Genomic DNA, 24,161 nt, shown 5'->3' on the forward strand with positions numbered 1-24,161 from the left:
GAAATTAATTTCCGGAAGGAGAGCTTATGTGAAATATATTGAAATTGGTTTCGGAAATAGGTGGTTCGTTCGAACAGAAACTGAAAATAAAGATGGAACTGAATTTGAGGAACGAGGAATTATAAAACCTATTTATTTTGAGTCTTTATATGTACGAATGTGGTTTCGGAAAACGTGTTTAATTTTTGATACGAAAGAAGGGTTTAAAAAGGTTAAGAAGAGGAGGATTGAATATAAATTTATAGTTGGAATTGTAAGTAGACTGGATAAAGAAAAAGTGGGCTAACATGCGTAGTTATATTGACCAGGAAATTCTTTTGACTTATATCAAATTCATGAAAAGCACTTTTTATAAATATAAATTGTTAATAAAAACCGCTAAGGAAACTTAGCGGTTTCTTTTTAAAAAGGAGGGATTTGCGTATGAATAGGATCGTAACTGTTTTACTTGCAATTATTATAATGGGGTATTCCATTTATAGTTGGAATGATACTTCGAAACAGAGTGTACTAATTTTACAAACGCTTTTAGGGTTTCTGTTAGTTAGTTTAGGGGTGCAAAATTTAAAAAATAACGAAAAAGAAAAAAGAAGTATAGGGAGTGCTCTACTACTCGTGGCTTTGTTTTTAATTGTTGTATCTTTAATAAAATATTTTGTATGAATAAGTTTTTAAATTAATAAAAAATGATTATTTATTGAATCCCCCTCACAATAAAAAGTTAAAATTCTACTTGTATTTCACTATATAAAATATGGCATAATGATTGAGTCAAAATAGAAATGGATAGGGTATTTGAGAGGGGCAGTATAATGAGTTTTGCAATTGAAATAGTAATAAAAGCACCAATGGATGTTGTATGTGACTATATAATAGAAGATGAAAAAATAAAAGAATGGAATACGTTTATAATAGAAAATCGCTACCCTTCAAATATGGATAAAGAAAATCTACGTGTAGGAGATAAATATATTACTGTTCAAAAAGTCGGTAAGAAAATATTGGAGGCAGAAGTAGAAATTCTTGAATACGATGCACCCCATATTATTTCACTAGGTAGTGAAATGAAGCAAGGTTATTCAGCAATGACTTATATGTTAGAAGAAGATGAGGAAGGTACAGCACTAACATTAATTTCAGAATATGAACCTAGTAATTTTTATTATAAAATCATGTATAAGTTAACAGGCTGGATTTCACGAGGTTTAGCAATGGAACAAATGGAGCGTCTAGCAGAATGTGTAGAAACTGCTTATCATAAAGAAGTTTAATATTAAAAATATATTAAGGTAAAAGCGTTACTCAATTCTGTGAGTAACGCTTTTACTGTTTGAAGATTTTTCATTGAAAATCTCAATAGCTCTTTCATATATTTCTTTATCAACACAAAATCTTTCTGTTATCCAATAATTAAGTTCAGAAGATGTAATGATTTGTTCTCTTTTCCTACCTTGGAAATATCGTTTTAAAACATTATCATTAATAGAAGTTGGAATGCCGTCGATATAACCGAAAATCTGAATTTTCTTTAATACAGGAGATGTATGCCAATCGTTAGACTTTGTAATGAGTTCTTTCATACTTGATAAATGTATTGGCTCTGTATGTAAGATTTTTGCTGGACCTGGATTTCTAGCAAGTTTAATCCTATTATTTGAGACTTCATAAGTAAAAGTTTCTCTTACATTATTTACTTGAAATGATTCATAAAGTGGGTAAGCTTGGAATAAAGGTGCACAATAACCAACATCAACATATTAAGGTTGGTCTAAGTTAACCAGTAAGCATAAATGTCCGGGATCCATATACATATAATGAACATCAAAACCAAGATTTGATAATAACCAATGGAAGGAAAATAATTGCCTGTTTCATTACCTTTTTCCCAGTCAATTATTTTAGTAAGAGTTTCCCATTTTATTTTTTCTTGATGAGCTTTAATAAGCTCATTTAAAAATTTTAAGCTAGTAGGCTGTTTTGTCGTATCTAAAAATGATAGAAAGCTATTTACTAGTTGTACTTGGTTCATTTTCTTATCCTTTCTATATAGAAATTGTTACTGGTATTATTATACAATAGGTGTCGGAAAATACAGTTATTTATTAATGGAGTGGGAGAGAATTATATGTCGATGTCGCTATATTATAAAAAAATCCGTGAGCAATTAGGCCATGAACTAATTCTAATACCGAGTGTAGCTGCAGTTATTAAAAATGAGCAGGGAGAAATCTTATTTCAATATCCTGGAGGAGAATACTGGAGCTTGCCAGCTGGAGCAATTGAACCTGGAGAAACTCCAGAAAAATCGGTAGTTCGGGAAGTGTGGGAAGAAACGGGTTTGAAAGTGCAAGTAAAAAAACAAAAAGGCGTATTTGGAGGGGAAGAGTTCCGTCATACATATCCGAATGGCGATCAAGTAGAATACATTGTTGTTGTGTTTGAGTGTGAAGTTATCAGTGGTAAGCTGAAGTCAATAGATGGTGAATCCTTAAAACTACAATATTTCTCTTTATCTGAAAAGCCACCATTATCGTTACCGTACCCAGATAAAATATTTTTATAGATGTAAAGTAGCACACCTTATTCATTGAAGGTGTGCTATTTATATAATCCCGTCGTATACATTTCCGTCAATGTATGTACTATCTCTTCTAACACTAATTTCTTATCATTTTGCACAATCGTCCAAAGAAACATCTCATTCATAGCGAACCAAGCACGCGCTACAATTTCTTTATTTAATTCAGTTTGTGCTAATCCACTTTTTTGAGAGTACGTAATATCCTGCGCAATACTGCTTATAAATCGACCTCGAATCTCATCCCATTTTTGACGTATCTCTTTTGATAACCCGATCGCTTCTTCTACAACTTGTAAAATAGCTCGTTCTTTCTCTGCTAGTTGTAGGAATGCTCTTACTTGGTTTTGAATCATATTATGTGCTTCTTCTTTTGTTTGAGGAGAAAAGGAGCGCTCAGCGATATTATAAAATTGATTCATGACATCTTCCATTAAAACGATAAGGAGATCATCTTTGTTTTTAAAGTATACATATGCTGTTCCATAACCAGTTTCTGCATGTTTAATAATTTGGGTGATTGTCGTTTTTTGAAATCCGTTATGTATAAAAGTCGTATAACCAGAGTGTAAAAGTTTTTTCTTTGTTTCTAAGGAGCGGTGTTTTCTTGATGAAAGAGTAGTGTTTTTCAAAGAATCACCTCTTTATACTGAAATATCTGAAAATATAACTGTATTGTAAAAGAAATTCATATATAAAGTCAACTGACATAATATCATTGACGTTATATCAACTGAGGTGATATATTTCAATTAGTTAGAATAAAAAGAAAATTAAAAGAAGGTGACACCATGTATAAAGAACCATTTCAACCAACTTATGAGTATGCGCTTGAATGTGATAAACATGATGAACTGAAAGATTTTCAAACTGAATTTTATAAAAAAGAAGGAACAATATATTTAGATGGTAATTCATTAGGACTGCTTTCAAAAAGAGCAGAAAAATCGTTACTTACTTTACTAGATTCATGGAGAGAATATGGCATTGATGGGTGGACAGAAGGAGAGCATCCGTGGTTTTTCCTTTCGGAGAAATTAGGTGAATTGACAGCACCTCTTATTGGAGCTTTACCAGAAGAAACTATTGTAACCGGTTCCACCACAACGAATATTCATCAAGTAATCGCAACTTTCTATGAGCCGAAAGGAATACGCACAAAAATTCTTGCGGATGAGTTAACATTCCCATCAGATATATATGCACTTCAAAGTCAAATTCGTATAAAAGGGTTAGAGCCAGATAAGCATTTAGTACGAGTGAAGAGCCGAGATGGTAGAACACTTTCTGAAGATGATATTATTCATGCAATGACAGATGATATCGCTTTAATTTTATTACCTTCTGTACTATATAGAAGTGGCCAAATTCTTGATATGAAACGTTTAACAGCGGAAGCACATAAGCGTGGTATTCATATCGGATTCGATTTATGTCACTCAATTGGTTCTATTCCGCATCATTTCAAAGAATGGGATGTTGATTTCGCTATTTGGTGTAATTATAAATACTTAAACGCAGGACCTGGTGGTGTTGCCGGCCTTTATGTAAATAAAAAGCATTTTAATAGACTTCCAGGATTGTCTGGCTGGTTTAGTTCTAGAAAAGATAAGCAGTTTGATATGGAACATACATTAACAGCTGCTGATCATGCAGGTTCGTATCAAATTGGAACACCGCACGTATTAAGTACTGCACCTTTAATCGGTTCTCTTGAAATATTTAAAGATGCTGGTATAGAACGTTTACGTGAAAAATCCTTACATATTACAAGATACATGCTTGATTTAATTCAGCATGAATTAAAAAATTTCGGATTTACAATTGGAAATCCATTAGAGGATGAAAAACGAGGTGGACATATTTATTTAGAGCATGCAGAAGCAGCACGCATATGTAAAGCGTTAAAAGCGAATGGGGTTATTCCTGATTTCAGAGCACCTAATGGAGTAAGACTTGCGCCAGTCGCTTTATATAACACATACGAAGAAGTATGGAAATCTGTACAAATCTTAAAGAAAATTATGAAAGATGAAGAATATAAGCAATTTGAAAATAAGCGAGAGGTTGTGGCATAAGTATGAAAGCATCAGAGTGGATTGATATTTCACAACCGCTAAATAATGATATTGCCACTTGGCCAGGGGATACACCGTTCTCATATGAAGTATCATGGTCAAAAGAAGAGAGTGGTTCAGTAAATGTCGGAAAGTTAACGATGAGTGTTCATACTGGTACTCATATTGATGCACCGTTTCATTTTGATAATGACGGAAAGAAAGTATTAGATTTAGATATTCAAGTTTATGTTGGACCTACGCGAATCATTGACGTTTCTAATCTTGAAAGCATTGGGAAAAAGGAATTAGAAAACTTTCATTTAGAAGGCGTAGAACGCTTGTTGTTACGCACATCTTCACATGGTAAAGCTAATGAATTCCCGGATGTAATCCCGCATTTACGTGCGGATATAGCACCGTTTCTTTCAGAGAAAGGTATACGTTTAATCGGGGTGGATGTACCATCAGTTGATCCATTAGATGATAAAGAATTAGATGCGCATCATCAATTGTTTAAAAATGGAATACACATTTTAGAAAATGTCGTACTAGATCATGTAGTAGACGGTGATTATGAATTGATCGCATTACCACTTGCCTTAACAGATGCAGACGGAAGTCCAGTTCGAGCAGTGATTAGACCAATATAAGTAGAAATATATAAAAGGGGCGTTTGGTTAATATGAAAGAAAACGAAAAGGTAATTATGGAAAAAGGGATTCATACGGACTTTAAGGAGAATATGACGTATGGGGAATATTTACAATTAGATAGTTTACTATCTTCTCAAAAGAGATTATCAGACCACCATGATGAAATGTTGTTCATCGTTATTCACCAAGCAAGTGAACTTTGGATGAAGCTTATTTTACATGAGTTAAACGCAGCAATTGACTCGATTAAACAAGATAAATTACAACCAGCTTTTAAAATGTTAGCACGTGTATCAAAAATTCAGTCTCAAATTATTCAATCCTGGGATATTCTTGCGACATTAACACCATCTGAGTACATTGAGTTTCGTGACTCGCTCGGTCAAGCTTCAGGTTTTCAATCGTATCAATATCGTATGATTGAGTATGCGCTTGGTTATAAAACGCCGCATGCATTAAAAATTTATGAAAAAGATCCAGAATTACACGCTCGACTTCATACAGCGCTACATGCACCAAGTTTGTATGATGTCGCAATTCAAGCACTTGTAAAAGAAGGATTCCCTATTCATAAAGATGTGTTGAATCGTGATATTACGCAGCCTTATGAAGAAGATGCAACTGTGGAAGCAGCTTGGATAGAAGTGTATGCGGACGTGAAGAAATATTGGAATTTATATCAGCTTGCTGAAAAATTAATCGATATTGAAGATTGGTTACAACAATGGCGTTTCCGTCATATGAAAACGGTAGAACGTATTATTGGACATAAAATGGGAACAGGTGGATCTTCTGGTGTATCCTATTTAAAACGAGTACTTGATCAACAGTTCTTCCCAGAGCTTTGGAATGTTCGTACGAAATTATAAAAATAAACCTGTCAGTTCATTATGGCTGACAGGTTTATTTTTATTTGAGCACAATTATGTTTAAAATGAAGGAACAAGATATAATAAATGGAGTAACTATTTAAATGGAGGTAAAGTTTTTGGATTTCAAGCAACTAGAAAATAAATTCGAAAAGAAAAAAGTGAATACATTTCTTGTTTATCAAAAAGGGGAATTAACAACTGAGTATTATAAAACACCTGAATGTGCAAATAACTTATATAAAATAAATTCGATTACAAAAAGTATTGTATCTATATTAATAGGTATTGCCCTTGATAAGGGCTATATAAATGATATACATACACCGATTACAGAGTGGATTGAAAATGTACCTAGGGAAAAACATGATTTAACGCTTTATCACTTATTAACAATGACTACTGGTGAGGGCTGGAAAGAGTTTGGGAATGGGGTAGTATTCCCCAATGACTTTGTAGAATCAGAGAACTGGGTACAGTACATATTAGAAAAGCCAATAATTGAAGAACCTGCTACAAAAATGAATTATAATTCAGGTTCTTCTCATTTACTGAGCCATATTATTCAAGAAGCTACTGGAATGTCGACAGAGCGGTTTGCAAAGAAATATTTATTTAATCCATTAGAAATTAACGAATACGAGTGGCAACAAGACCCGCAGGGGATATATGTCGGCGGCTTTGGTATGAAAATGAAATCTACCGATTTATTAAAGTTAGGGAAATTATGTTTACAAAATGGATATTGGAACGGGAACGAAATTGTGTCAGCGAAATGGTTAGAAGAGTCAAGTAGGGCGCAATTTGAAACATATGAACATGTCGGCGCATATGGATATCACTGGTGGGTATTACATAACGAAAGATTTCACATACCGTATTGTATATATTTCGCTATGGGATACGGCGGACAATACATCGTTATCATTCCTCAGTTAGAAGTAGTAGCTATTATAAGTAGTCATATGCCAAAACGTGGGCTCGTTCCGTTAAAACTATTTATTGAGCATGTACAGGGAAATTCCAATTATATATAAGAAAAGGAAGGAATGTATGAGGGATGAAAAAACTTTATCTTTATTAGACTATGTTTAAGTCTTCTAGCATGTAGCGCCATTATTACGCAATTCATAATTAGGGCACAAGTGAAACCGTTCAATCCAGTTAACTTTTTTAGTTTCTTTACGATTGAAAGTAACATTTTAGTTGCATCTATTCTCCTTTTAAGCAGTATCGAAACAGCTACATTTGGTCGCTCAGAACAGTTTAGTATACTTCGTGGTGCGGCAACGGTATACATACTTACGACAGGACTCGTTTATTTTTTGTTACTAAGAGGGTTAGAAGAGTCACTTCAAACCGCAATACCATGGGTAAATACTGTACTACATTATATCATGCCGATTGCAATGCTTTTAGATTGGATTTTAAATCCACCTATTAAGAAAATCACTTGGAAACAAGCTGCAAGTTGGCTCTTATTCCCGTGTTTTTACGTTGTATATAGCTTAATACGTGGCCCAATCGTGAATTGGTATCCATATCCGTTTTTAGATCCGAGAATAGGTGGGTATGGTAAAGTACTTTTATACAGTATAGGGATAGCTGTTGTAATTGGAGCTATTTGTATATTGGTAAGATTTTTAGGGAATCGAAACTTTAGGAAAGAATTTTAGAAATGCAAGGAACCCCACTGTTTTCATTTTTAACAGTGGGGTTTTCATTTTATCCCGCATTAACGGGCAGCCCGATTGGTGAGGGCTGATTAAAGTTTCACTTTATCTACTCGTCTTCTGAAATGACATCTTTATAAATTTCTCCGTCTTCGTTTCAAATTCTACATCAACAAAAACACCGTATTCTTTTCCGTTCTCACGTAGCCATAATTTGAATTTTTCAACTGTAATTTGAACGGTTTTTGGTTTTCTACCTATATGAAGATAATCAATAATCTCAGCTTTCGGGTATTGTTCTTTCGTTTTTTCTACAGCAAGTTTCCCCCATTTGGCATATGGCGGCTGCGCATGAACAATTGATGAGCCGGTATATATATTTGTACATATTGTTATGAACAAAATGACGAGTGTGACACGCTTAAACAATTTCTTCATGATGAACTCCTTTTATCCTTTTTGTATATTGTTTACATATTTTTTCACCGATATTAGTTTGGATTTTTTTGTCTTCTTTACATAAAAGCGAGGCTTTTACAAAACATAACCAAGAAATCATTTCCGTAATTAAGGAGGGAAAATTATGCGTCAAAAAGCTATTTTTAAAATAGCAGTTTTACTTGCGTTTATAGGACTATCTTTGATGGTTAGTAGTATACAACTAAAAAATGTAGAAGCCTTTTCTAATCAAGTCATTCAAAGAGGAGCATCTGGCGAAGATGTCATTGAACTGCAATCTCGTTTGAAATATAACGGATTTTATACGGGAAAAGTGGATGGTGTTTTCGGATGGGGTACATACTGGGCACTTCGAAATTTTCAAGAGAAATTCGGATTACCTGTTGATGGCTTAGCTGGAGCTAAAACGAAGCAAATGCTCGTGAAAGCAACGAAGTATGACAAGTCAACTGCTAATAAAGGGACGACAACGAATAAAGGAAATAGTGGTGGTACTGCGCAAGAGAATAAACCACCTCAAAATAAAGGGACAAATGTTCCAAATGGTTATTCTCAAAATGACATACAGCTTATGGCTAACGCAGTATATGGAGAATCTCGTGGTGAGCCGTACTTAGGACAAGTTGCAGTAGCTGCGGTTATTTTGAATCGCGTTACAAGTGCCTCGTTCCCTAATACAGTTTCAGGTGTAATCTTTGAGCCAAGAGCATTCACAGCGGTAGCAGACGGACAAATATATTTAACGCCAAATGAAACAGCGAAAAAAGCTGTGCTAGACGCAATTAATGGATGGGATCCAACAGGAAACGCATTGTATTATTTCAATCCAGATACCGCAACAAGTAAATGGATTTGGACTCGTCCACAAATTAAAAAAATCGGTAAACATATTTTTTGTAAATAGAGCGGAGGTGGAACTATGTTACGAGGTATTATCATTGTATTATTAACAGTCGGCGTAGTCGGAACAGGATACTGGGGCTATAAAGAACATCAAGAGAAAAATGCAGTATTAATTCGAGCGGAAAATAGTTATCAACGTGCGTTTCATGATTTAGCATATGAGGTTGATTTATTGCACGATAAAATTGGAACAACGCTCGCGATGAATTCACGTGCATCTTTATCGCCTGCATTAGCAGATGTATGGAGATTAACATCTGAAGCTCGTTCGGATGTAGGGCAACTTCCTTTAACATTAATGCCTTTTAATAAAACGGAAGAATTTTTAGCGAATATTGGTGATTTTAGTTACCGTGCAGCCATTCGTGATTTAGAAAAAGAGCCGTTAAATGATCAAGAATATAAAACGTTGCAAACTTTATACTCAAATGCAGGAAATATACAAGATGAACTAAGAAAAGTACAACATCTTGTTTTGAAAAATAATTTACGCTGGATGGATGTTGAGATGGCACTCGCATCCAATCGTGACCCTGCAGACAATACAATTATCGATGGACTAAAAACAGTAGAAAAAAACGTAACATCGTATTCATCTACAAACTTTGGACCGACCTTTACAAGTGCGCAAAAAAATAAAAAAGGCGGATTTGAAGCAGAAGGAAAAGCGATTTCAAAAGATGAAGCGGCGAAAATCGCAAAATCATTTTTAAATTTAAAAGGAAATGAAAAAGTAGAAGTTGAGAAAAGCGGAAAAGGTGCAAAAGAATCTTTCTATAGTGTGAAAATTAAAGATGAAGCAACGAATAATGAGTTTTATATGGATATTACCGGAAAAGGCGGATACCCAATTTGGGTTATGAATAATCGAGAAATTAAAGAACAGAAAATTAGTTTAAACGATGCAGGAAGTAAAGGTTTGAAATTTTTAAAGGACCATAAGTTTCATAATATGGAGCTTTATGATAGTTCACAATATGATAATGTTGGTGTATTTACGTATGTAGTAAATGAGAATGATGTACGAATTTATCCAGAAGCAATCCAAATGAAAATTGCCTTAGATGACGGTTCTATCGTTGGATTCTCCGCAAAAGAATACTTAGCGTCACATCAAAAACGAACGGTTCCATCTGCAAAGCTAACTGCAGCAGAAGCGAGAAAGAAAATCAATCCAGATGTTAAAGTTATGGAAGAACGCAAAGCTGTCGTAGTAAATGATTTGCATAATGAAGTACTTTGCTATGAATTTGTAGGTACGTTAGGGAAAGATACGTACCAAATTTTCATTAATGCAAATAGCGGGGCAGAAGAAAAAGTGAAGAAAATGCAAGCTGTTGAAAAAATTTATGATTAAACTCTAAAAGTAAAGTGGTGAGAATAATGAAAATTCTAATATATATATTGATGCTTTGCTTGTTTATAACTGGATGCAGTATTGGAAAAAAAGATAATCCAAACGAAAAGCCAGAACAAAAAAATGTTTCGACGAAAAATGTTAATTATACGAACAAATCAAATAAGCCAAATGAAAAAGCAGCGGACCATTTAGCATCTTTAGCCGCGAGTGTGCCAGGAGTGAATGATGCGACAGCTGTAGTAGTCGGCAAATATGCAATTGTAGGTATAGACGTAAAAGCAAAACTTGATCGAACTCGTGTTGAATCAATTAAATACTCTGTTGCAGAAAGTTTAAAAAATGACCCTGACGGTGCTAATGCAGTCGTTGTAGCAGATGTTGATACGTATGAACGCCTCAAACAAATTGGAAAGCAAATTAAAAAAGGTAAAACAGGTGAAGGTATACTAGATGAATTAGCGGCTATTGTGGGCCGAGTAATGCCACAAGTTCCAAATGATATGATAGAAAATAGAGAAACGAATCCAATTAAAGATAATGATAAACAATTACCAAAAGATGAAGAACAAGAGTTAAGAAAAGAACAGGATGATCAATCAAATAATCATTTGAATAAATGAAATTAGCCTCGTACTTAATTGTACGAGGTTTTTGAATATAATATTAAATATTCAGTTTATTTTTAAGGGAATATATGGTTTAATTATGATGGGAGGGACAACTGTTATGATGAAAAAAAGCGCATGTATATTGTTTAGTTTATGCTTAGGTTTCAGTATGACAGCGTGTGAACAGAGAAAAGAAGTGAAAAATCAAACAGCAACTTCTTCTACTGTGATGGAAAGGCAACAGAAAGAGTCTATCAATATAAATCATTTCTCGAACATAAATGAAGGAATGAGTTATACAGAAGTGAAAGATTTAATTGGTTTTGAAGGGGATTTACTTATAGAAGAAGGGGTAGAGCATTCTACACAAATTAAACAAATTTTTGCTTGGAAAGGAAACGATCCAAATTCATTTGTTGAAATTACCTTTTTAGATGGAAAAGTGCATTCAAAAGCACAGCAAGGTATAAGTTAATAAGCTAAAAAATGGGAGAGTTTAGCATGAACATACACACAGGGGAAATTCAATTAGTTCCGTATAAGGAGAAATATAAAGAAGTTATACAAACATTTACTTTACCAAGTGAACAAGTTCAGTTTACATCAGATCCAAGCACATTACTGGAGAAAGCAAAAAGTGATCGTACAAAAAATGTGATTGTTATTTTAGATTACAATGGGGTACCAGTGGGTCTTTTCGCATTGCAAACGGGAGATAGAGTAAAGGAGTTCACAGATAATGAGGATGCTTTACTTTTAACGTCATTTTCTATTAATCACAATAGACAAAGAAAGGGATACGCTAAAAAGTCATTGTTATTATTAAAAGAGTTTGTAAAACGTTATTTTCCAATAAAAAATGAAGTTGTACTTGCTGTGAATGAAAGAAATATTCCTGCACAAAATTTATATGCAAAAGTCGGCTTCCAAGATAAAGGTTTTAGAAGAATGGGACCAATTGGCCAACAAATAATAATGCATTTACCTATAATGAAATAATGAGATAGAAAACTTACTCTTGAATATTCATGTAGTAGGTTTTTTTATTTTAACAATATATAATATATGTATATAAAATGAAACAGAAATGAAGGATATAAAAAATGAAACAAGATAGAAAATGGAATATCGTTGGAGGAAGAGTGATTAAAACTGGGATTGCAGTTTTTCTTACAGTGTTAGTTTGTAATTTTTTTAACCTCCCAACTATTTTTGCTGTAATAACAGCAATTGTTACAATTGAACCAACTGCAACAGACTCAATAAAAAAAGGACTTATACGCTTTCCGGCCTCAACAATTGGATCTGCATATGCCATGACTTTCACATTTTTCCTAGGTCATCAAGCAATTTCTTATGCATTAGCTGCGATGTTTACGATCGTTACATGTCAAAAACTAAGGTTACACGCGGGAACTTTAGTCGCAACTTTAACTGCTGTAGCTATGATTCCAATTACGGCAGATCATTATTTTACTGCATTTTTAATTCGTTTAGCTACTACATCTACTGGTATTATAGTATCTACTTTAGTGAATTTTTTCATTTTTCCTCCCCACTACACGAAAACGATTTTTGGATGTACAGAGGATCTATTTGCTAAAACAGCAAATATTATAGAAGAATGGATTACTGCATTAGTTGCAGGAAGAGGTATGAAAAAGGAGACTGCTCAGGATCTATCTAAATTGACTTTATTATTGCATAAGGCGATACAATTTGTTCAATATGAGCAGAAAGATTGGAAATATCATCAACATACAAAGAAGGAAATGAGAAATTTTTTAACTATGCAGAAGCAACTTCATATATTACAGCAAATCATTTACCATATAGATAATTTAGCTCGAGTGTCAATTGAGACTTGTGACTGGTCACAAAGGGAAAAGGAAATATTACAACAAACAATTCATTCTATAATTGCTATATTGAGAAACCGTTGTAATGAAATTAATGAGGAACATTTTAAACTTATTGCTGAATTAGACAAGCAATTTTGGAGTTATAAAAATGATTTAAAAGATTATAAACCAAATCATTATCATCACCATTTTTCAAGTGAATCTATTATTTTATTTGAGATATTATCTATTCATGATATGTTAGAAGAATTAAAACAAATATCCGAGAAATATGAGTAGGAAAATCGATTCAATTGATAAGTTCATTTTATTGTGGGGGAATAATATGACAATTTATATTGCATTACTAAGAGGAATCAATGTTGGTGGACATAAAGTAATTAAAATGGCTGATTTAAAACGAGTGTTTGAATCAATAGGGTTAAAACAAGTGAAAACATATATTCAAAGCGGTAATATCGTGTTCGAATCTGAAGAAGATATTAATTTTCTAAAGGAACGAATACAATCTCAAATTAAAAATGTTTTTAGTTTTGATGTTCTAGTCATGTTAAGAACAAATGAGGGATTTATAAATATTATAAAAGGATGTCCTTATGAAGCTGATTCATTGCGAGAAGGTGAAAGTATACATGTTGCTTTCTTAGCAAATGAACTTTCTAAAATAGAAAAAGATCAGCTGCTTATGCAAAAAAATGAGACTGAAGATTGTTATATACATGAAAAAGTTGTGTATTTATTTTTCAAAAATAGCATTCGAAATTCCAAATTAATGAACCAGTTTCAGAAGTTACATACACCAGCTACAGTAAGAAATTGGCGGACTGTAAATAAATTAAAAGCGATAGTTGAGGGTATGTAAATATAAAAAGATGAGATTTTCTATATATAGAAAATCTCATCTTTTTATTTATATTGTTTTCCGACTATAAGTTCGACAATGGGATAAATAAAGAATGAAGAACAAAGTGCGATAAAGAGAGGAAGATTCTTTATTTCATCGAGTAATAGGAATGCAAATCCTTCTGAAAATATTAAAATTAGAAACATAAAACAAATAAGTGCAAAATAAGCAATTTTAAAGCTTTTATATTTGATTTGCTGTCCCATTTCATCTTGGCTTTCTTCCGATACTCCATTTGGATCTCCCCAAGTAATTTGATTAATTAAATTACCAAGTATTAACGAAAAAGCGAATATTGTTCCTCCCAAAATCGAACCTTCTGTTACATATTTATATGCGCCATGTATGAGGACTCCGATTAATGAAAAAACGATAATCATGAAAATAAATTTTTTATGCTTCAATTTAGAAATGACACCTCCATAGTTGTAAAAAACTCTTTACACTAATAGTATAAAATTGGAAAAGTTCTATGTCAAATACTTTTTACATAAAGGGCGAGAATATGATATTTTGTTTTTAAGATTAATAAAAAATTACATTACATTTGAATGTAAAAGAATGGGCTCGCATATATTTGGAAGGGATGTCAGATTAATTTAGGGGGTAGTTATGTCTATTCTTTTAAAAGCTGGTGCTGATGCAGGAAATAACGGTTTGAAGTTAATGGTGAAAGGGCAAGACCCTATTTTTATTCCGAGTATATATTCTTTATATATAGGAGAGCCTACAGGACTCTTAGATGAGGGAGATGTTTCTTTATCTGAATTAGAAAATCACATTGACGTGACCATTAGTTCTCCATCGTTAATGTTAAATAACGTACGGTATATCGTTGGAGAAAAAGTAATTCAAGATCAATTAAAAGGTACTGAAGTAGAGAAGAAATCGAATAAGTCAACGGATGAGTTAATGGTTATTACAATTCTATCAGGCTTAGCGGTAAGTGCTATGCGTCAAAGTCCAACTTCTAGTCATATTAACATTCGATATGATTTATCTGTTGCTCTTCCTATGCAACTTATTACGCAAGAAATAGCTGCGGAAAATGCAAAGCGTTATATGGGTAACCATAAAGTTGTGTTCCATTATCCAAACGGACGTGATGTGACAATTAATATTTCTATCGAATATTGTAAATGTCTACCTGAGGGCGCTTCTGGGACGTGGGGCATTGTATACGATGAAGAAGGCAATGTTGTGAAACATAAAATAGAATGTGAACAAAATCAAGTTTCTGAAATTGATTTTGTTGATAAAACATTATTATCTTTTGATATTGGAGCAGGGACTACAGAAGAAGTAGTTTCACTAGGTGTAAACTTTAGACCACAACTAAGTAAAGGCTTATCATACGGCGTGAAAGAAACATTACTACAAATTATTACGAGATGGAACCGGAAGTATCCAACAAAGACGATTGATAGCATTACAGAATTCAATCAAATTTATTTAAATGATAAACACCCTAGAAATGCATTGCTAGTTGAAGAATCACAACCAGCATTATTAGGTTTAGCAGCACGTGTCGCAACGGATATTATAAACAAAATTGATGATATGAAAGACGATCCATACGTGTTTATTTATGGCGGGGGCGCAGTTATCATTAAAAATAGCTTGAAAATGATTTTAAAACAAAAAGGGCGTTTAACAAATGTGATCTTTGTAGATAATCCATTATTTACAAATGCACGTGGTTTATTAGTATACACTTGTTCACCAAAATATAGAGAGCATAAGCAAAAAGAGTTAGGATTTACAAACTTAACGATAAGTTAGTTGGTGGAAACATGCGATCTAGGCGATATAAACGTGGTGATCGAGTGAAAATCAATATTCATAAATCAGTATCACCTGAAATGCTTGCATGGCTGAATAAACAATCAAACCCAACCAATTTCTTTTTCTTTGCAGCGCAGCAACTCTTTAAACAAGTAGGAGATATTGATGTGTCGAAAGCTATACCAAGCAGCCATGTTTTCTCATTATACGTAGAGCCATCATCCTTATTAAAGGTCGAAGTTAATCCTTTTAAAAACGTACCACTAGAAGCAAATAAATCCACCGATAATATAAAAAAAAAATCATGGGAAGCTGTTGATCAATTAGATTGTCCGTTTTTTTAAACATAGAAAAATATAAGTATTGCCCATCACTATACATACGGATACAGTGATGGGCTTTTTAAATGTAACAAATAGAAGGGACACAAATTACGGTGTGCCTCTTCTATTTGTTATTTATCTATACTTTAGATGTATGCTCAGTAACAGTATAAATTATGTCTTCCCAATCATCAGGATGATTTTCATGTCCTGCACCTTCAAGGGTTAATAGAGATGAGTTAGGAATTTCATCAATAATTGCAAGACCATGTTCAAAAGGGAGTGCAGTATCGTCTGTTCCGTGAATGACTAATGTCGGTGCTTGTATGGAGTGAAGCACACCTTCATATGCATCATCTCCTTGAAGTAGAGCGTGATTAAACATACTTAATAAATTGTTAGCTCGTTGTATTTCTTGTTTGACTTGATTATAGACTCTTTTTTCATCAAATTTTCTTTTTGATCCACATAATAGACGAGATCCTGAAACCAAATATTCCGCTACAACATTTTCATTTGTCCAATCTAGATGCACGCCATTTGCGTGATGTGTTAAAATTCTTTCATCCATCGGAGGTAAATCGCGCGTGTTATTGTCAGAACCTATCACACTTGTAGCTAATAATGTTAACGATAAAATTCTTTCGGGATGTTTTACAGCAGCAATTTGAGCAATCATACCACCTAATGACATACCAAATAGATGTGCTTTGTCAATATGATAAGCATCTAGTACCCCAATTGAATCTTCAGCCATATCTGTAACTGTATAATTGGAAGTTCCAGGTTCATATGCAACAGAGCGTCCCACATCACGGTTATCATAACGAATAACAAATTTCCCGCTGTTAGCCAACTGTTCACAAAATTCTTCATCCCAATAAACCATTGAACACGTAGCACCCATAATTAATAAAATAGCTGGATTTCTAGGATCCCCAAAGCTTTCTGTACATATATCAATTCCGTTTATTTTAAATATCTTTTCAGTCATAGAGTTCTCTCCATTTCTTTTGAATTTAATTAAAAATACAATTTTGAATGACTCTAAGGTGTTTGTAAGTTTTGCTTAGTTTCTTACATAATTACCCCCAAAAATAAGTTTATGATAATTCAAGGCAAAAAATTTTGAGAAATATTTGTATGTTATTAAAATAAACAGCAAGGAGGAGAGGAAATGAAAGTGATTGTTATAGATCAATATGGTAGTGTTGAAGAATTAAAAGAAAGACAAGTTTTAAAACCGATTGTTAAGAATAACGAGGTATTAATACGTATTTTCGCAACATCTGTTAATCCTGTTGATTGGAAAATAAGAAAAGGAGACTTACAAGAACAGTTGCACTTTTCATTTCCAATCATTTTAGGATTAGATGTAGCTGGTGTTATTGAAGAAGTTGGGGAAGATGTAGATTGTTTCAAAATAGGAGATAAGGTGTTTACGAAACCTGAAAATATAGGGAAAGGCTCTTATGCTGAATTCATATCAGTAAAATCAGATTTAGTATCCTATATGCCTACTAACCTAAGTTTCGAACAGGCAGCTTCGATTCCTCTTGCAGGACTTACAGCGTGGCAAAGTCTTGTAGATTATGCAAAAATAAAAGAACATGACCGAGTGCTCATTCATGCTGGAGCTGGTGGAGTTGGAAGTTTAGCAATCCAAATCGCCAAATCATTTGGAGCTTTTGTTGCTACAACTGCGAGTAGTAAGAATGAAGAGTTTTTAAAATCTTTAGGGGCAGATTTTGTTATTGATTATAAAAAAGATAAATTTGAAGAGTTACTATCAGATTTCGATATTGTATTAGATACAATAGGTGGTGAAGTACAAGAAAAAAGCTTTCAAATTATTAATCCTGGTGGTACATTAGTTTCGATTGTTCATGAGCCAATTCAAAAAGTAAAAGGGATAAAATCAGGTTTTTTATGGCTGAAACCAAACGGAAAACAATTGGAAGAATTATCAGATTTAATTGTAGAGGGAAAAATTAAACCTATTGTAAGTAAGATTTTGCCGTTTAATGAAGAAGGAATTAGAGAAGCTCATATTTTGAGTGAAGGTAAACATGTTAGAGGTAAGATTGTAATGAAAATCATTTAGTATTCTTTAAAATTTCATAATACCCCAAAACAAAAATGTTTTGGGGTATTTACTTTTTAACTAAAAGGGATTGTGCATGTGTTTCTAAAGTTAATAGTTTAGTATTGTATCATGTAATTTCTCTAATCCAATCAACATCTCTTTTTCATTTAACATAGAATAGCTAATTCTTAATTGATTATTATTTCTTTCGTTATGCAATAGACAAGCTGTTCCTGGTAAAAAAGAAACATCTACTTCATTTGCTTTTTGTAATAAAGTAAAAGGATCTATCGAATTAGGAAGTGCAATCCATAAATTAAAGCCACCATTTGGAATTTTAAAGTTTATTTCCTTAAGTGGTGATAACATATCAATAGTTATATCACGTCTAATTTGTAAAGCTGTACGTAATTTTTCTAAATGATTTTTCATACGTTCTGCACGTAAAAACGGTAGAAGTGCTTTTTGTGTTAATAAAGGGCTACCGATATCCATTGAACCTTTTACAGCATATAACCATTCAAAAATAGGACCATCGGCAATAAGTGCTGCGATACGCAGTCCTGGTGCTAACGTTTTACTAAATCCTTTTATATATATTACATGGCCGTTTGTATCAAAATTTTTGATAGGAGGGGGAACAGTCGCACCCTCAAAATATATTTCTCCGAAAGAATCATCCTCAATTATAAAAAACTCATATAGCTCTGCTAGTTCTATAAGTTCCATTCTCCGTTCTTTACTCATTACTGTTCCTGTTGGGTTTTGAAAAGTTGGATTCGTATACAATAAAACGGGATTTTTACTTTGACAAATATCATCGATTAAGTCGGAGCGAACTCCATGATTATCAAGAGAAACAGGTATAATTTGAGCACCTTTATTGATGAAAATATCAAGTGCAGCACTATAACATGGACTTTCCACTAATACAATATCACCAGGTTTTAATAATGTTTGAGCAATTAAATCAATTCCTTGTTGTGCTCCGCTTGTAATTAATAATTGAGATGGGTCTGTCACTAATTTCTGGTGTTCATTTAAGTAATTTACTATTTCAACCCGCAGTTCATAATCGCCTTGAACTGGACCATAAGTTGCTAGAATCATCTGGTCTTTATTAAGTATTTTATGCATTTCGTCTGCCAAGAATGGATTTGGCAATAAACGAGGATATAAAATCGCTTGTGAAAAATCGTAATATTTCCGGTGCTGAGTCATTGCATATTGAGATCGCATAACATTAATCGTTTTTGTTTGTTGCCATTTATACGGAATTGGTTTGAAATCTTTCTTTACATGTTTATTTATATAAGCACCTTTCCCTTGCTCAATGCGTATATATTCTTTCTTTTCTAATTGCTTATACGCCTTACGAACAGTTAATAAGCTAATCTGTAAATCTTCAGCTAAAGAACGTAAAGATGGAAGTGAGTCACCATGTGAAAGCATGCCACTTTGTACTCTTTCAGTGATTTGCATATATATTTGTTTGTAATACGGTATGTTAGATTCTTTACGAAGGACAATCTTCATGGTTTCACCTTTTTCGTTTTTATTTAATTAAAGCGAAAAATATATATAGAATCAACTACGATTTTAGATAACTGTTATATACATAGATACACTGTTATACACCATACCTTCTATACTCATGTTAAGAGTAAAAAGGAGGAAGAAAAATGGTCATTTTCAATTATATTTTAGTATGTATTATTTTTGGAACAACATTTTTAACAATAAAAATCGGAATTGAAGCAGGAGCACCCCCATTATTTTCAGCAGGAATTCGTTTCTTTTTAGCAGGAGTAATTCTGATGATTATATTTAAGTTGAAGCGAAAAAAAATTATGCCACATGTATTTTCGAAACGTATTATGTATGCTGGTTTTTGTTTAACGTTCATGACATTCGCATCATTGTACTGGGCGGAACAATATATTTCTTCAGGGTTAGCTGCTGTGCTATCTGCTACGGGACCGATGATAATTTTGTTGTTACAGGCAAAAAGAAATAAGACAAAATTACAAAAGGAACAACTGTTAGCTTTAATTATTGCACTAATAGGTGTTGTTTTTGTTTCTTTACCTGGAATGCACCAAGAAATAAGCTTCATATGGAGTATCGCTTGTTTTGTTTTAATAATAGGAGAGTTATTTTACGGAATAGGTTCTATTCGTTCAAAAGAAATACTTTCGGATTTACAAAGTGTATCACCATTTCTCATTAATGGTATTCAAATGTTTTATGGAGGAATTTTACTACTAATCGTATCCTTCATAGTAGAACAGCCGAATGTAACTGTATTAGCTTCATGGAGTGTACAGTGGCCTATTTTATATCTCATCTTTATCGGATCAATTGGTGGGCACGGATTATATTATTGGCTTTTATCAAAAACAAATCCTGTATTCCCGTCCACGTGGTTATATGTATCACCACTAATTGCTATTATAGTTGGATACGTCATATTAGGAGAACCTTTAAACTCTACAATGGGAATAGGTGCTTGTTTTATTTTGGTTGGTGTATTTTTAGCTAATCGATCCACACTCCGGACTTATTTTAAACAAGGGAGATTATTTGAGAAGGAAATGTAGTTGCATAAAGAAGCCGCCCTGTATATAAGGGCGGCTTTCATTTTATTAACGATACGGATTGACTTTATTTATTGGAAAGGCGTAATATTATTAAGCTATATGAAAGAGAACTGTAAAAGAGGGGAGTTATTATGAAAATAAATTGGACTGAAGTAAAGGGGAAAATTCGACCACAAATTTCAAAACCATCATATGAAACTTGGTTTACTAATACTACTGTTTATTTAGAGGAGGATATATTAACAATTTATTGTCCGAATGAATTTGCGCGTGACTGGTTAGAATCTCATTACAAAGAATTAGTATTTAATACTCTAAGAGAAATGTATAATACAACGTTTGAAATTCAGTTTGATCTATGTAATGGCGAACCATCTAAGTTGAAAGATGTTCAAAAAGAAAGGCTAAATAGCTGGGATGAAGTAAAGAAAGCATTAAGACCAAAAGTAGCGGAGAAAACATTTATGACATGGATTAGAAATACAAATGCTACAATAGAAGATAATAAATTAATAATCTGTTGTGAAGATGCGTTTCATCGTGATTTGCTTGAAGGGGAGTATAAAAATATAATTTCAAGTACCGTACAGAAAATTACAAATGAAGAATATCAAATTTGGTTCGAAATAGAATCAAAAGCTACTTCTATAGCACAGGCTCATCACGTGCAACATAATCATCGCACTTCCGGACAAGAGGAATCCAGTACAATTTGGAATAAAATAAAAGCTAAAATGCAATTAACAATTTCGAGACCATCATATGAAACATGGGTCAAAGAAACGACAGCCAGAATAAATGAAAATTCATTGATCATTTATTTTAAAAATGAATTTCAACAAGAGTGGGTTAAAAAGTCTTATAAAGATTTAATTTCGCAAATAGCTACAGAAGTAACTGGAAATACATATGAACTTCAATTTGAATTAAAATCAAATACAAATACAACTAGTAATGATGAAAAATCAAGATCAACTATTAAAGATATCATTTCCGAATTAGGGGCGCAGTACAACGTCTCAAATGATAATTTAAAATATAATGATGTAGACGAGAGCAATAAGCGCATTCAAGCCTTAGAAGAAAAAATAATGAACTTGGAGAAAGTCATTAGTACATTAGTGGCAAATTTACAGGTAGTAAAATCAAAAACACAGTTGGAAAAATAACCAACTGTGTTTTTTTACTTAGTTTGCTTTTTTTATAAATCCTTTATAATGACGTTTTACAAGCTGACTTTCTAATGTTTTCATTGTTTCAAGTGCTACACCGACGATAATCAGTAAGCTTGTACCACCAATTTGTGCAGAGGGTGGTAATGTAGCAATCTTTGTGAATACGAGCGGTAAAATTGAAATTGCACCTAAGAAAATTGCACCGATAAATGTTAAACGGTATAAAATTTTAGTTACATATTGTTCTGTTGATTTACCAGGACGAATACCAGGTACATATCCATTTTGCTTCTTCAAATTCTCTGCCATTTGCTCAGGATTTACTTGAATAAATGCGTAGAAGTATGTGAAAGCAACGATAAGACCGACATAAAGTGTCATTCCAATTGGATGTGCAAAATCAAGATTTGCAACTAACCATTTTGATACATTTGAATCAGGGAAGAGCTGCGCAATTGTACGCGGCGTCATTAAAAATGCGGAAGCAAAGATTACTGGAATTACACCAGCACTATTTACTTTAAGAGGTAAATGAGTGTTTTTTGCTCCTTGATATTGATTGTTTCCTGAAACAGCTTTTGCATATTGAATCGGTATTTTACGCACGGCTTGTTGAATGTAAATAACGCCAACAACTATCGCTAAAATTACGAGACCAATTAAAACTATCTTTATGATGTGCATGAATAATTGATCGCCTGCATTTTGAAATTGTTGTAAATAAATTTGGTTCGCAACATTTGGAATCGCTGCTACAAGTCCTGCGAAGATAAGCATCGAAATACCATTACCTACTCCATTAGCAGTAATTTGTTCACCTAACCAAAGTAAAAATGCAGTACCTGCAGTTAAAACTGTTGCAATAAATAAGTATGTAGTCCAGCTTTGATCTGTTATTAATTGTCCACCTGCTATATTATTAAAGCCATAAGACATCCCAATGGCTTGTATGAATGCGAGAATGATTGTAAAGTATCGAGTGAATTGAGCTGATTTCTTACGGCCCATTTCTCCTTGCTTTGCCCATTCCGAAAATTTAGGTATAACGTCCATTTGTAGTAATTGTACTATGATGGAAGCTGTAATATATGGTGTAATACCTACAGCAAAGATTGAGAAGTGCTGCAGTGCTCCTCCGCCAAAGACGTTTAGCATACCTAAAACGTTAGCTTGATCTTGTACTTTTAATACCTCTGCGTTAGTATGAGGAACTGGAATAAACGTGCCAATTCGAAAAACGATTAACATCGCTAATGTAAAAAGGATTTTCTTTCTTATCTCAGCTACTCTCATGAAATTTGAAATCATACGAAACATTATGTCGCCTCCTATATTTTTATCAGTTTAAAACTGATTATTATATCCCGATGAAGTAACCACAAACCTCCTTCCGCATTAAATTCATTTGACAAATGGATTTACATACATTTTGTAGTTTTCACGGATATACAAATATAAGGTGTTTTTAGCGACCTATAAGCTTTTCGTAATCATTCAATACACATAATATATCGAATAAATTAACAAATGTACATACATACGCATGAAAAATGAGTGAATGGAGGCATTTTTTACATTTATTTAATGATAAATTGATAAGACATGTTATGAATGGAGTAGATAGTTATAAAGGGGCTGATATATATGAAAGTGACTATAAAAAAATTACCACCATTAGAAGTGGCATATATAAGATGAACTGGTAGTTATTTTGAACCACAAGATCACTGGGGAAAGTTGTTGAACTGGTCAATTGAAAATAAACTTTATCCACCAGAGCAATCATTTATCGGAATTTCATTAGATAATCCTGATATTGTTGCAAGTCATATGTGCCGACATGATGCTTGCGTTACCATACCTGAAGACTTTAAAAAAGAACAACATCAGGATGTGCAATTTAAAAGTGTAGATGGAGGTCTATACGCTTTATACCAGTTCTATGATGAACCTCATAAATTAAGTGCAGCGTATCAATACATGTATGCAGAGTGGCTACTAAATAGTGAATATGCTGCAGATTATGATAGAGATAATTTAGAGTTTTGCTTAAATAATGTAGCGGAAGATCTAGAAGGAAAGTTAAAGGTTGATTTATTTGTGCCAATTAAAAAAGTACCAATAAATATTAATTCAAATAAGTAGTATGTTTCTTTCTAGCATTATCTTAACTATACTTTTTATTTGCTAATCAAATAGTAACGGAGGATACCAGTGTATTAGATGGTGCATTCTTAAAAGGTTATTGGGTAGAGAAATCATT

The 24,161-nt window shown here is 33.1% G+C and carries 26 protein-coding genes and 3 pseudogenes; 22 read left to right on the forward strand and 7 right to left on the reverse strand.

The window, feature by feature from the left end; genetic code table 11:
• Positions 1-28 precede the first annotated feature (28 nt).
• The 3 genes from DN390_RS18020 (at position 29) to DN390_RS18030 (ending at position 1,271) form a co-directional block, all read left to right on the forward strand.
• On the forward strand, positions 29-286 hold the full coding sequence (locus tag DN390_RS18020; RefSeq protein WP_147808019.1) for a DUF3977 family protein: 258 nt from the start codon (positions 29-31) through the stop codon (positions 284-286).
• Positions 287-423: 137 nt separating this feature from the next.
• Positions 424-663 carry a DUF3953 domain-containing protein gene (locus tag DN390_RS18025; RefSeq protein WP_147808020.1) on the forward strand — a complete coding sequence of 80 codons (240 nt, stop codon included), beginning with the start codon at positions 424-426 and terminating at the stop codon, positions 661-663.
• A gap of 149 nt (positions 664-812) precedes the next feature.
• A complete protein-coding gene (locus tag DN390_RS18030) occupies positions 813-1,271 on the forward strand; it encodes an SRPBCC family protein (protein WP_147808021.1) in 459 nt (152 codons plus the stop codon).
• A gap of 27 nt (positions 1,272-1,298) precedes the next feature.
• Here the strand turns inward: DN390_RS18030 and DN390_RS18035 are convergent.
• A pseudogene (locus DN390_RS18035) lies at positions 1,299-2,029 on the reverse strand (hypothetical protein).
• Positions 2,030-2,125: 96 nt separating this feature from the next.
• Between DN390_RS18035 and DN390_RS18045 the strand changes: the two are divergent.
• Positions 2,126-2,563, forward strand: coding sequence for an NUDIX hydrolase (locus DN390_RS18045; RefSeq protein WP_147808022.1), 438 nt, complete (start codon positions 2,126-2,128; stop codon positions 2,561-2,563).
• A 35-nt stretch (positions 2,564-2,598) separates the two neighbouring features.
• Here DN390_RS18045 and DN390_RS18050 read toward each other — a convergent pair whose 3' ends face one another.
• Positions 2,599-3,210 (reverse strand): TetR/AcrR family transcriptional regulator, encoded by a 612-nt coding sequence (locus tag DN390_RS18050; RefSeq protein ID WP_098609226.1) that lies wholly within the window; start codon positions 3,208-3,210, stop codon positions 2,599-2,601.
• Positions 3,211-3,369: 159 nt separating this feature from the next.
• Here DN390_RS18050 and kynU point away from each other — a divergent pair, with 159 nt between their 5' ends.
• The 5 genes and pseudogenes from kynU (at position 3,370) to DN390_RS18075 (ending at position 7,836) form a co-directional block, all read left to right on the forward strand.
• Positions 3,370-4,656, forward strand: coding sequence for a kynureninase (gene kynU / locus DN390_RS18055; RefSeq protein ID WP_147808023.1), 1,287 nt, complete (start codon positions 3,370-3,372; stop codon positions 4,654-4,656).
• A gap of 2 nt (positions 4,657-4,658) precedes the next feature.
• Complete coding sequence (gene kynB, locus DN390_RS18060; RefSeq protein WP_147808024.1) at positions 4,659-5,288, forward strand: arylformamidase; 630 nt, start codon at positions 4,659-4,661, stop codon at positions 5,286-5,288.
• Positions 5,289-5,320: 32 nt separating this feature from the next.
• Positions 5,321-6,160: a tryptophan 2,3-dioxygenase gene (gene kynA / locus DN390_RS18065; RefSeq protein WP_098264803.1), complete on the forward strand. Its 840-nt coding sequence runs from the start codon at positions 5,321-5,323 to the stop codon at positions 6,158-6,160.
• Between the two features lie 119 nt (positions 6,161-6,279).
• On the forward strand, positions 6,280-7,197 hold the full coding sequence (locus tag DN390_RS18070; protein WP_147808025.1) for a serine hydrolase domain-containing protein: 918 nt from the start codon (positions 6,280-6,282) through the stop codon (positions 7,195-7,197).
• 16 nt (positions 7,198-7,213) lie between these two features.
• A pseudogene (locus DN390_RS18075) lies at positions 7,214-7,836 on the forward strand (Pr6Pr family membrane protein).
• A 102-nt stretch (positions 7,837-7,938) separates the two neighbouring features.
• On the opposite strand, the gene DN390_RS18080 reads toward DN390_RS18075, so the two are convergent.
• Complete coding sequence (locus tag DN390_RS18080; RefSeq protein WP_097952279.1) at positions 7,939-8,271, reverse strand: DUF3889 domain-containing protein; 333 nt, start codon at positions 8,269-8,271, stop codon at positions 7,939-7,941.
• A gap of 145 nt (positions 8,272-8,416) precedes the next feature.
• Between DN390_RS18080 and sleB the strand changes: the two genes are divergently transcribed.
• From sleB to DN390_RS18115, 7 genes are all read left to right on the forward strand, one after another.
• On the forward strand, positions 8,417-9,196 hold the full coding sequence (sleB, locus tag DN390_RS18085; RefSeq protein ID WP_001249053.1) for a spore cortex-lytic enzyme: 780 nt from the start codon (positions 8,417-8,419) through the stop codon (positions 9,194-9,196).
• 15 nt (positions 9,197-9,211) lie between these two features.
• Complete coding sequence (gene ypeB, locus DN390_RS18090) at positions 9,212-10,552, forward strand: germination protein YpeB (protein WP_097952277.1); 1,341 nt, start codon at positions 9,212-9,214, stop codon at positions 10,550-10,552.
• A gap of 26 nt (positions 10,553-10,578) precedes the next feature.
• A complete protein-coding gene (locus DN390_RS18095; RefSeq protein WP_097952275.1) occupies positions 10,579-11,175 on the forward strand; it encodes a YhcN/YlaJ family sporulation lipoprotein in 597 nt (198 codons plus the stop codon).
• Between the two features lie 106 nt (positions 11,176-11,281).
• Positions 11,282-11,638, forward strand: a complete 357-nt coding sequence (locus DN390_RS18100) for a hypothetical protein (RefSeq protein ID WP_147808027.1) — start codon at positions 11,282-11,284, stop codon at positions 11,636-11,638.
• An 11-nt stretch (positions 11,639-11,649) separates the two neighbouring features.
• Entirely contained in the window at positions 11,650-12,162 is a 513-nt protein-coding gene (locus tag DN390_RS18105; protein ID WP_147808028.1) for a GNAT family N-acetyltransferase, read from the forward strand.
• Between the two features lie 104 nt (positions 12,163-12,266).
• The gene (locus tag DN390_RS18110) at positions 12,267-13,304 is read left to right on the forward strand and encodes an aromatic acid exporter family protein (protein WP_147808029.1); all 1,038 of its coding nucleotides are present in this window, start codon (positions 12,267-12,269) and stop codon (positions 13,302-13,304) included.
• A gap of 46 nt (positions 13,305-13,350) precedes the next feature.
• The gene (locus DN390_RS18115) at positions 13,351-13,887 is read left to right on the forward strand and encodes a DUF1697 domain-containing protein (RefSeq protein WP_098952568.1); all 537 of its coding nucleotides are present in this window, start codon (positions 13,351-13,353) and stop codon (positions 13,885-13,887) included.
• A 44-nt stretch (positions 13,888-13,931) separates the two neighbouring features.
• Here the strand turns inward: DN390_RS18115 and DN390_RS18120 are convergent, their stop codons facing one another.
• Positions 13,932-14,333 carry a hypothetical protein gene (locus DN390_RS18120; RefSeq protein WP_098560179.1) on the reverse strand — a complete coding sequence of 134 codons (402 nt, stop codon included), beginning with the start codon at positions 14,331-14,333 and terminating at the stop codon, positions 13,932-13,934.
• 208 nt (positions 14,334-14,541) lie between these two features.
• On the opposite strand from DN390_RS18120, the gene DN390_RS18125 reads away from it, so the two are divergent.
• Together DN390_RS18125 and DN390_RS18130 are read left to right on the forward strand one after the other, a co-directional pair.
• On the forward strand, positions 14,542-15,711 hold the full coding sequence (locus DN390_RS18125; protein ID WP_060631099.1) for a ParM/StbA family protein: 1,170 nt from the start codon (positions 14,542-14,544) through the stop codon (positions 15,709-15,711).
• An 11-nt stretch (positions 15,712-15,722) separates the two neighbouring features.
• Positions 15,723-16,058, forward strand: coding sequence for a hypothetical protein (locus DN390_RS18130; protein ID WP_001257753.1), 336 nt, complete (start codon positions 15,723-15,725; stop codon positions 16,056-16,058).
• Between the two features lie 118 nt (positions 16,059-16,176).
• On the opposite strand, the gene mle is transcribed toward DN390_RS18130, so the two are convergent.
• Positions 16,177-17,031 (reverse strand): BCA family alpha/beta fold macrolide esterase, encoded by an 855-nt coding sequence (gene mle / locus DN390_RS18135; protein ID WP_147808030.1) that lies wholly within the window; start codon positions 17,029-17,031, stop codon positions 16,177-16,179.
• Positions 17,032-17,214: 183 nt separating this feature from the next.
• Here mle and DN390_RS18140 point away from each other — a divergent pair, with 183 nt between their 5' ends.
• The gene (locus DN390_RS18140) at positions 17,215-18,141 is read left to right on the forward strand and encodes an NADP-dependent oxidoreductase (protein WP_147808031.1); all 927 of its coding nucleotides are present in this window, start codon (positions 17,215-17,217) and stop codon (positions 18,139-18,141) included.
• A 90-nt stretch (positions 18,142-18,231) separates the two neighbouring features.
• Here the strand turns inward: DN390_RS18140 and pdxR are convergent, their stop codons facing one another.
• A complete protein-coding gene (gene pdxR / locus DN390_RS18145) occupies positions 18,232-19,659 on the reverse strand; it encodes a MocR-like pyridoxine biosynthesis transcription factor PdxR (RefSeq protein WP_147808032.1) in 1,428 nt (475 codons plus the stop codon).
• Positions 19,660-19,805: 146 nt separating this feature from the next.
• On the opposite strand from pdxR, the gene DN390_RS18150 reads away from it, so the two are divergent.
• Both DN390_RS18150 and DN390_RS18155 read left to right on the forward strand, forming a co-directional pair.
• Positions 19,806-20,723 (forward strand): DMT family transporter, encoded by a 918-nt coding sequence (locus DN390_RS18150; RefSeq protein WP_147808033.1) that lies wholly within the window; start codon positions 19,806-19,808, stop codon positions 20,721-20,723.
• Between the two features lie 131 nt (positions 20,724-20,854).
• Positions 20,855-21,892, forward strand: a complete 1,038-nt coding sequence (locus DN390_RS18155) for a DnaA N-terminal domain-containing protein (RefSeq protein WP_147808034.1) — start codon at positions 20,855-20,857, stop codon at positions 21,890-21,892.
• Between the two features lie 18 nt (positions 21,893-21,910).
• Here the strand turns inward: DN390_RS18155 and secY are convergent, their stop codons facing one another.
• Entirely contained in the window at positions 21,911-23,215 is a 1,305-nt protein-coding gene (secY, locus tag DN390_RS18160) for a preprotein translocase subunit SecY (RefSeq protein WP_147808035.1), read from the reverse strand.
• 327 nt (positions 23,216-23,542) lie between these two features.
• Between secY and DN390_RS18165 the strand changes: the two are divergent.
• Positions 23,543-24,043: pseudogene (locus tag DN390_RS18165) on the forward strand (AraC family transcriptional regulator).
• The last annotated feature ends 118 nt before the right edge of the window (positions 24,044-24,161 follow it).

Origin of the sequence: Bacillus sp. SH7-1, from assembly GCF_008042405.1 — a bacterium.
Taxonomy (GTDB): Bacteria; Bacillota; Bacilli; order Bacillales; family Bacillaceae_G; genus Bacillus_A; species Bacillus_A thuringiensis_N.

Excerpts from the sequence above, each read along its gene's own strand:
- DN390_RS18025 (WP_147808020.1), top strand. The coding sequence starts at position 424 with ATGAATAGGATCGTAACTGTTTTACTTGCAATTATTATAATGGGGTAT.
- DN390_RS18030 (WP_147808021.1), top strand. The coding sequence starts at position 813 with ATGAGTTTTGCAATTGAAATAGTAATAAAAGCACCAATGGATGTTGTA.
- DN390_RS18045 (WP_147808022.1), top strand. The coding sequence starts at position 2,126 with ATGTCGATGTCGCTATATTATAAAAAAATCCGTGAGCAATTAGGCCAT.
- kynU (WP_147808023.1), top strand. The coding sequence starts at position 3,370 with ATGTATAAAGAACCATTTCAACCAACTTATGAGTATGCGCTTGAATGT.
- kynB (WP_147808024.1), top strand. The coding sequence starts at position 4,659 with ATGAAAGCATCAGAGTGGATTGATATTTCACAACCGCTAAATAATGAT.
- kynA (WP_098264803.1), top strand. The coding sequence starts at position 5,321 with ATGAAAGAAAACGAAAAGGTAATTATGGAAAAAGGGATTCATACGGAC.
- DN390_RS18080 (WP_097952279.1), bottom strand. The coding sequence starts at position 8,271 with ATGAAGAAATTGTTTAAGCGTGTCACACTCGTCATTTTGTTCATAACA.
- sleB (WP_001249053.1), top strand. The coding sequence starts at position 8,417 with ATGCGTCAAAAAGCTATTTTTAAAATAGCAGTTTTACTTGCGTTTATA.
- ypeB (WP_097952277.1), top strand. The coding sequence starts at position 9,212 with ATGTTACGAGGTATTATCATTGTATTATTAACAGTCGGCGTAGTCGGA.
- DN390_RS18095 (WP_097952275.1), top strand. The coding sequence starts at position 10,579 with ATGAAAATTCTAATATATATATTGATGCTTTGCTTGTTTATAACTGGA.
- DN390_RS18100 (WP_147808027.1), top strand. The coding sequence starts at position 11,282 with ATGATGAAAAAAAGCGCATGTATATTGTTTAGTTTATGCTTAGGTTTC.
- DN390_RS18105 (WP_147808028.1), top strand. The coding sequence starts at position 11,650 with ATGGGAGAGTTTAGCATGAACATACACACAGGGGAAATTCAATTAGTT.
- DN390_RS18110 (WP_147808029.1), top strand. The coding sequence starts at position 12,267 with ATGAAACAAGATAGAAAATGGAATATCGTTGGAGGAAGAGTGATTAAA.
- DN390_RS18115 (WP_098952568.1), top strand. The coding sequence starts at position 13,351 with ATGACAATTTATATTGCATTACTAAGAGGAATCAATGTTGGTGGACAT.
- DN390_RS18125 (WP_060631099.1), top strand. The coding sequence starts at position 14,542 with ATGTCTATTCTTTTAAAAGCTGGTGCTGATGCAGGAAATAACGGTTTG.
- DN390_RS18130 (WP_001257753.1), top strand. The coding sequence starts at position 15,723 with ATGCGATCTAGGCGATATAAACGTGGTGATCGAGTGAAAATCAATATT.
- mle (WP_147808030.1), bottom strand. The coding sequence starts at position 17,031 with ATGACTGAAAAGATATTTAAAATAAACGGAATTGATATATGTACAGAA.
- DN390_RS18140 (WP_147808031.1), top strand. The coding sequence starts at position 17,215 with ATGAAAGTGATTGTTATAGATCAATATGGTAGTGTTGAAGAATTAAAA.
- pdxR (WP_147808032.1), bottom strand. The coding sequence starts at position 19,659 with ATGAAGATTGTCCTTCGTAAAGAATCTAACATACCGTATTACAAACAA.
- DN390_RS18150 (WP_147808033.1), top strand. The coding sequence starts at position 19,806 with ATGGTCATTTTCAATTATATTTTAGTATGTATTATTTTTGGAACAACA.
- DN390_RS18155 (WP_147808034.1), top strand. The coding sequence starts at position 20,855 with ATGAAAATAAATTGGACTGAAGTAAAGGGGAAAATTCGACCACAAATT.
- secY (WP_147808035.1), bottom strand. The coding sequence starts at position 23,215 with ATGTTTCGTATGATTTCAAATTTCATGAGAGTAGCTGAGATAAGAAAG.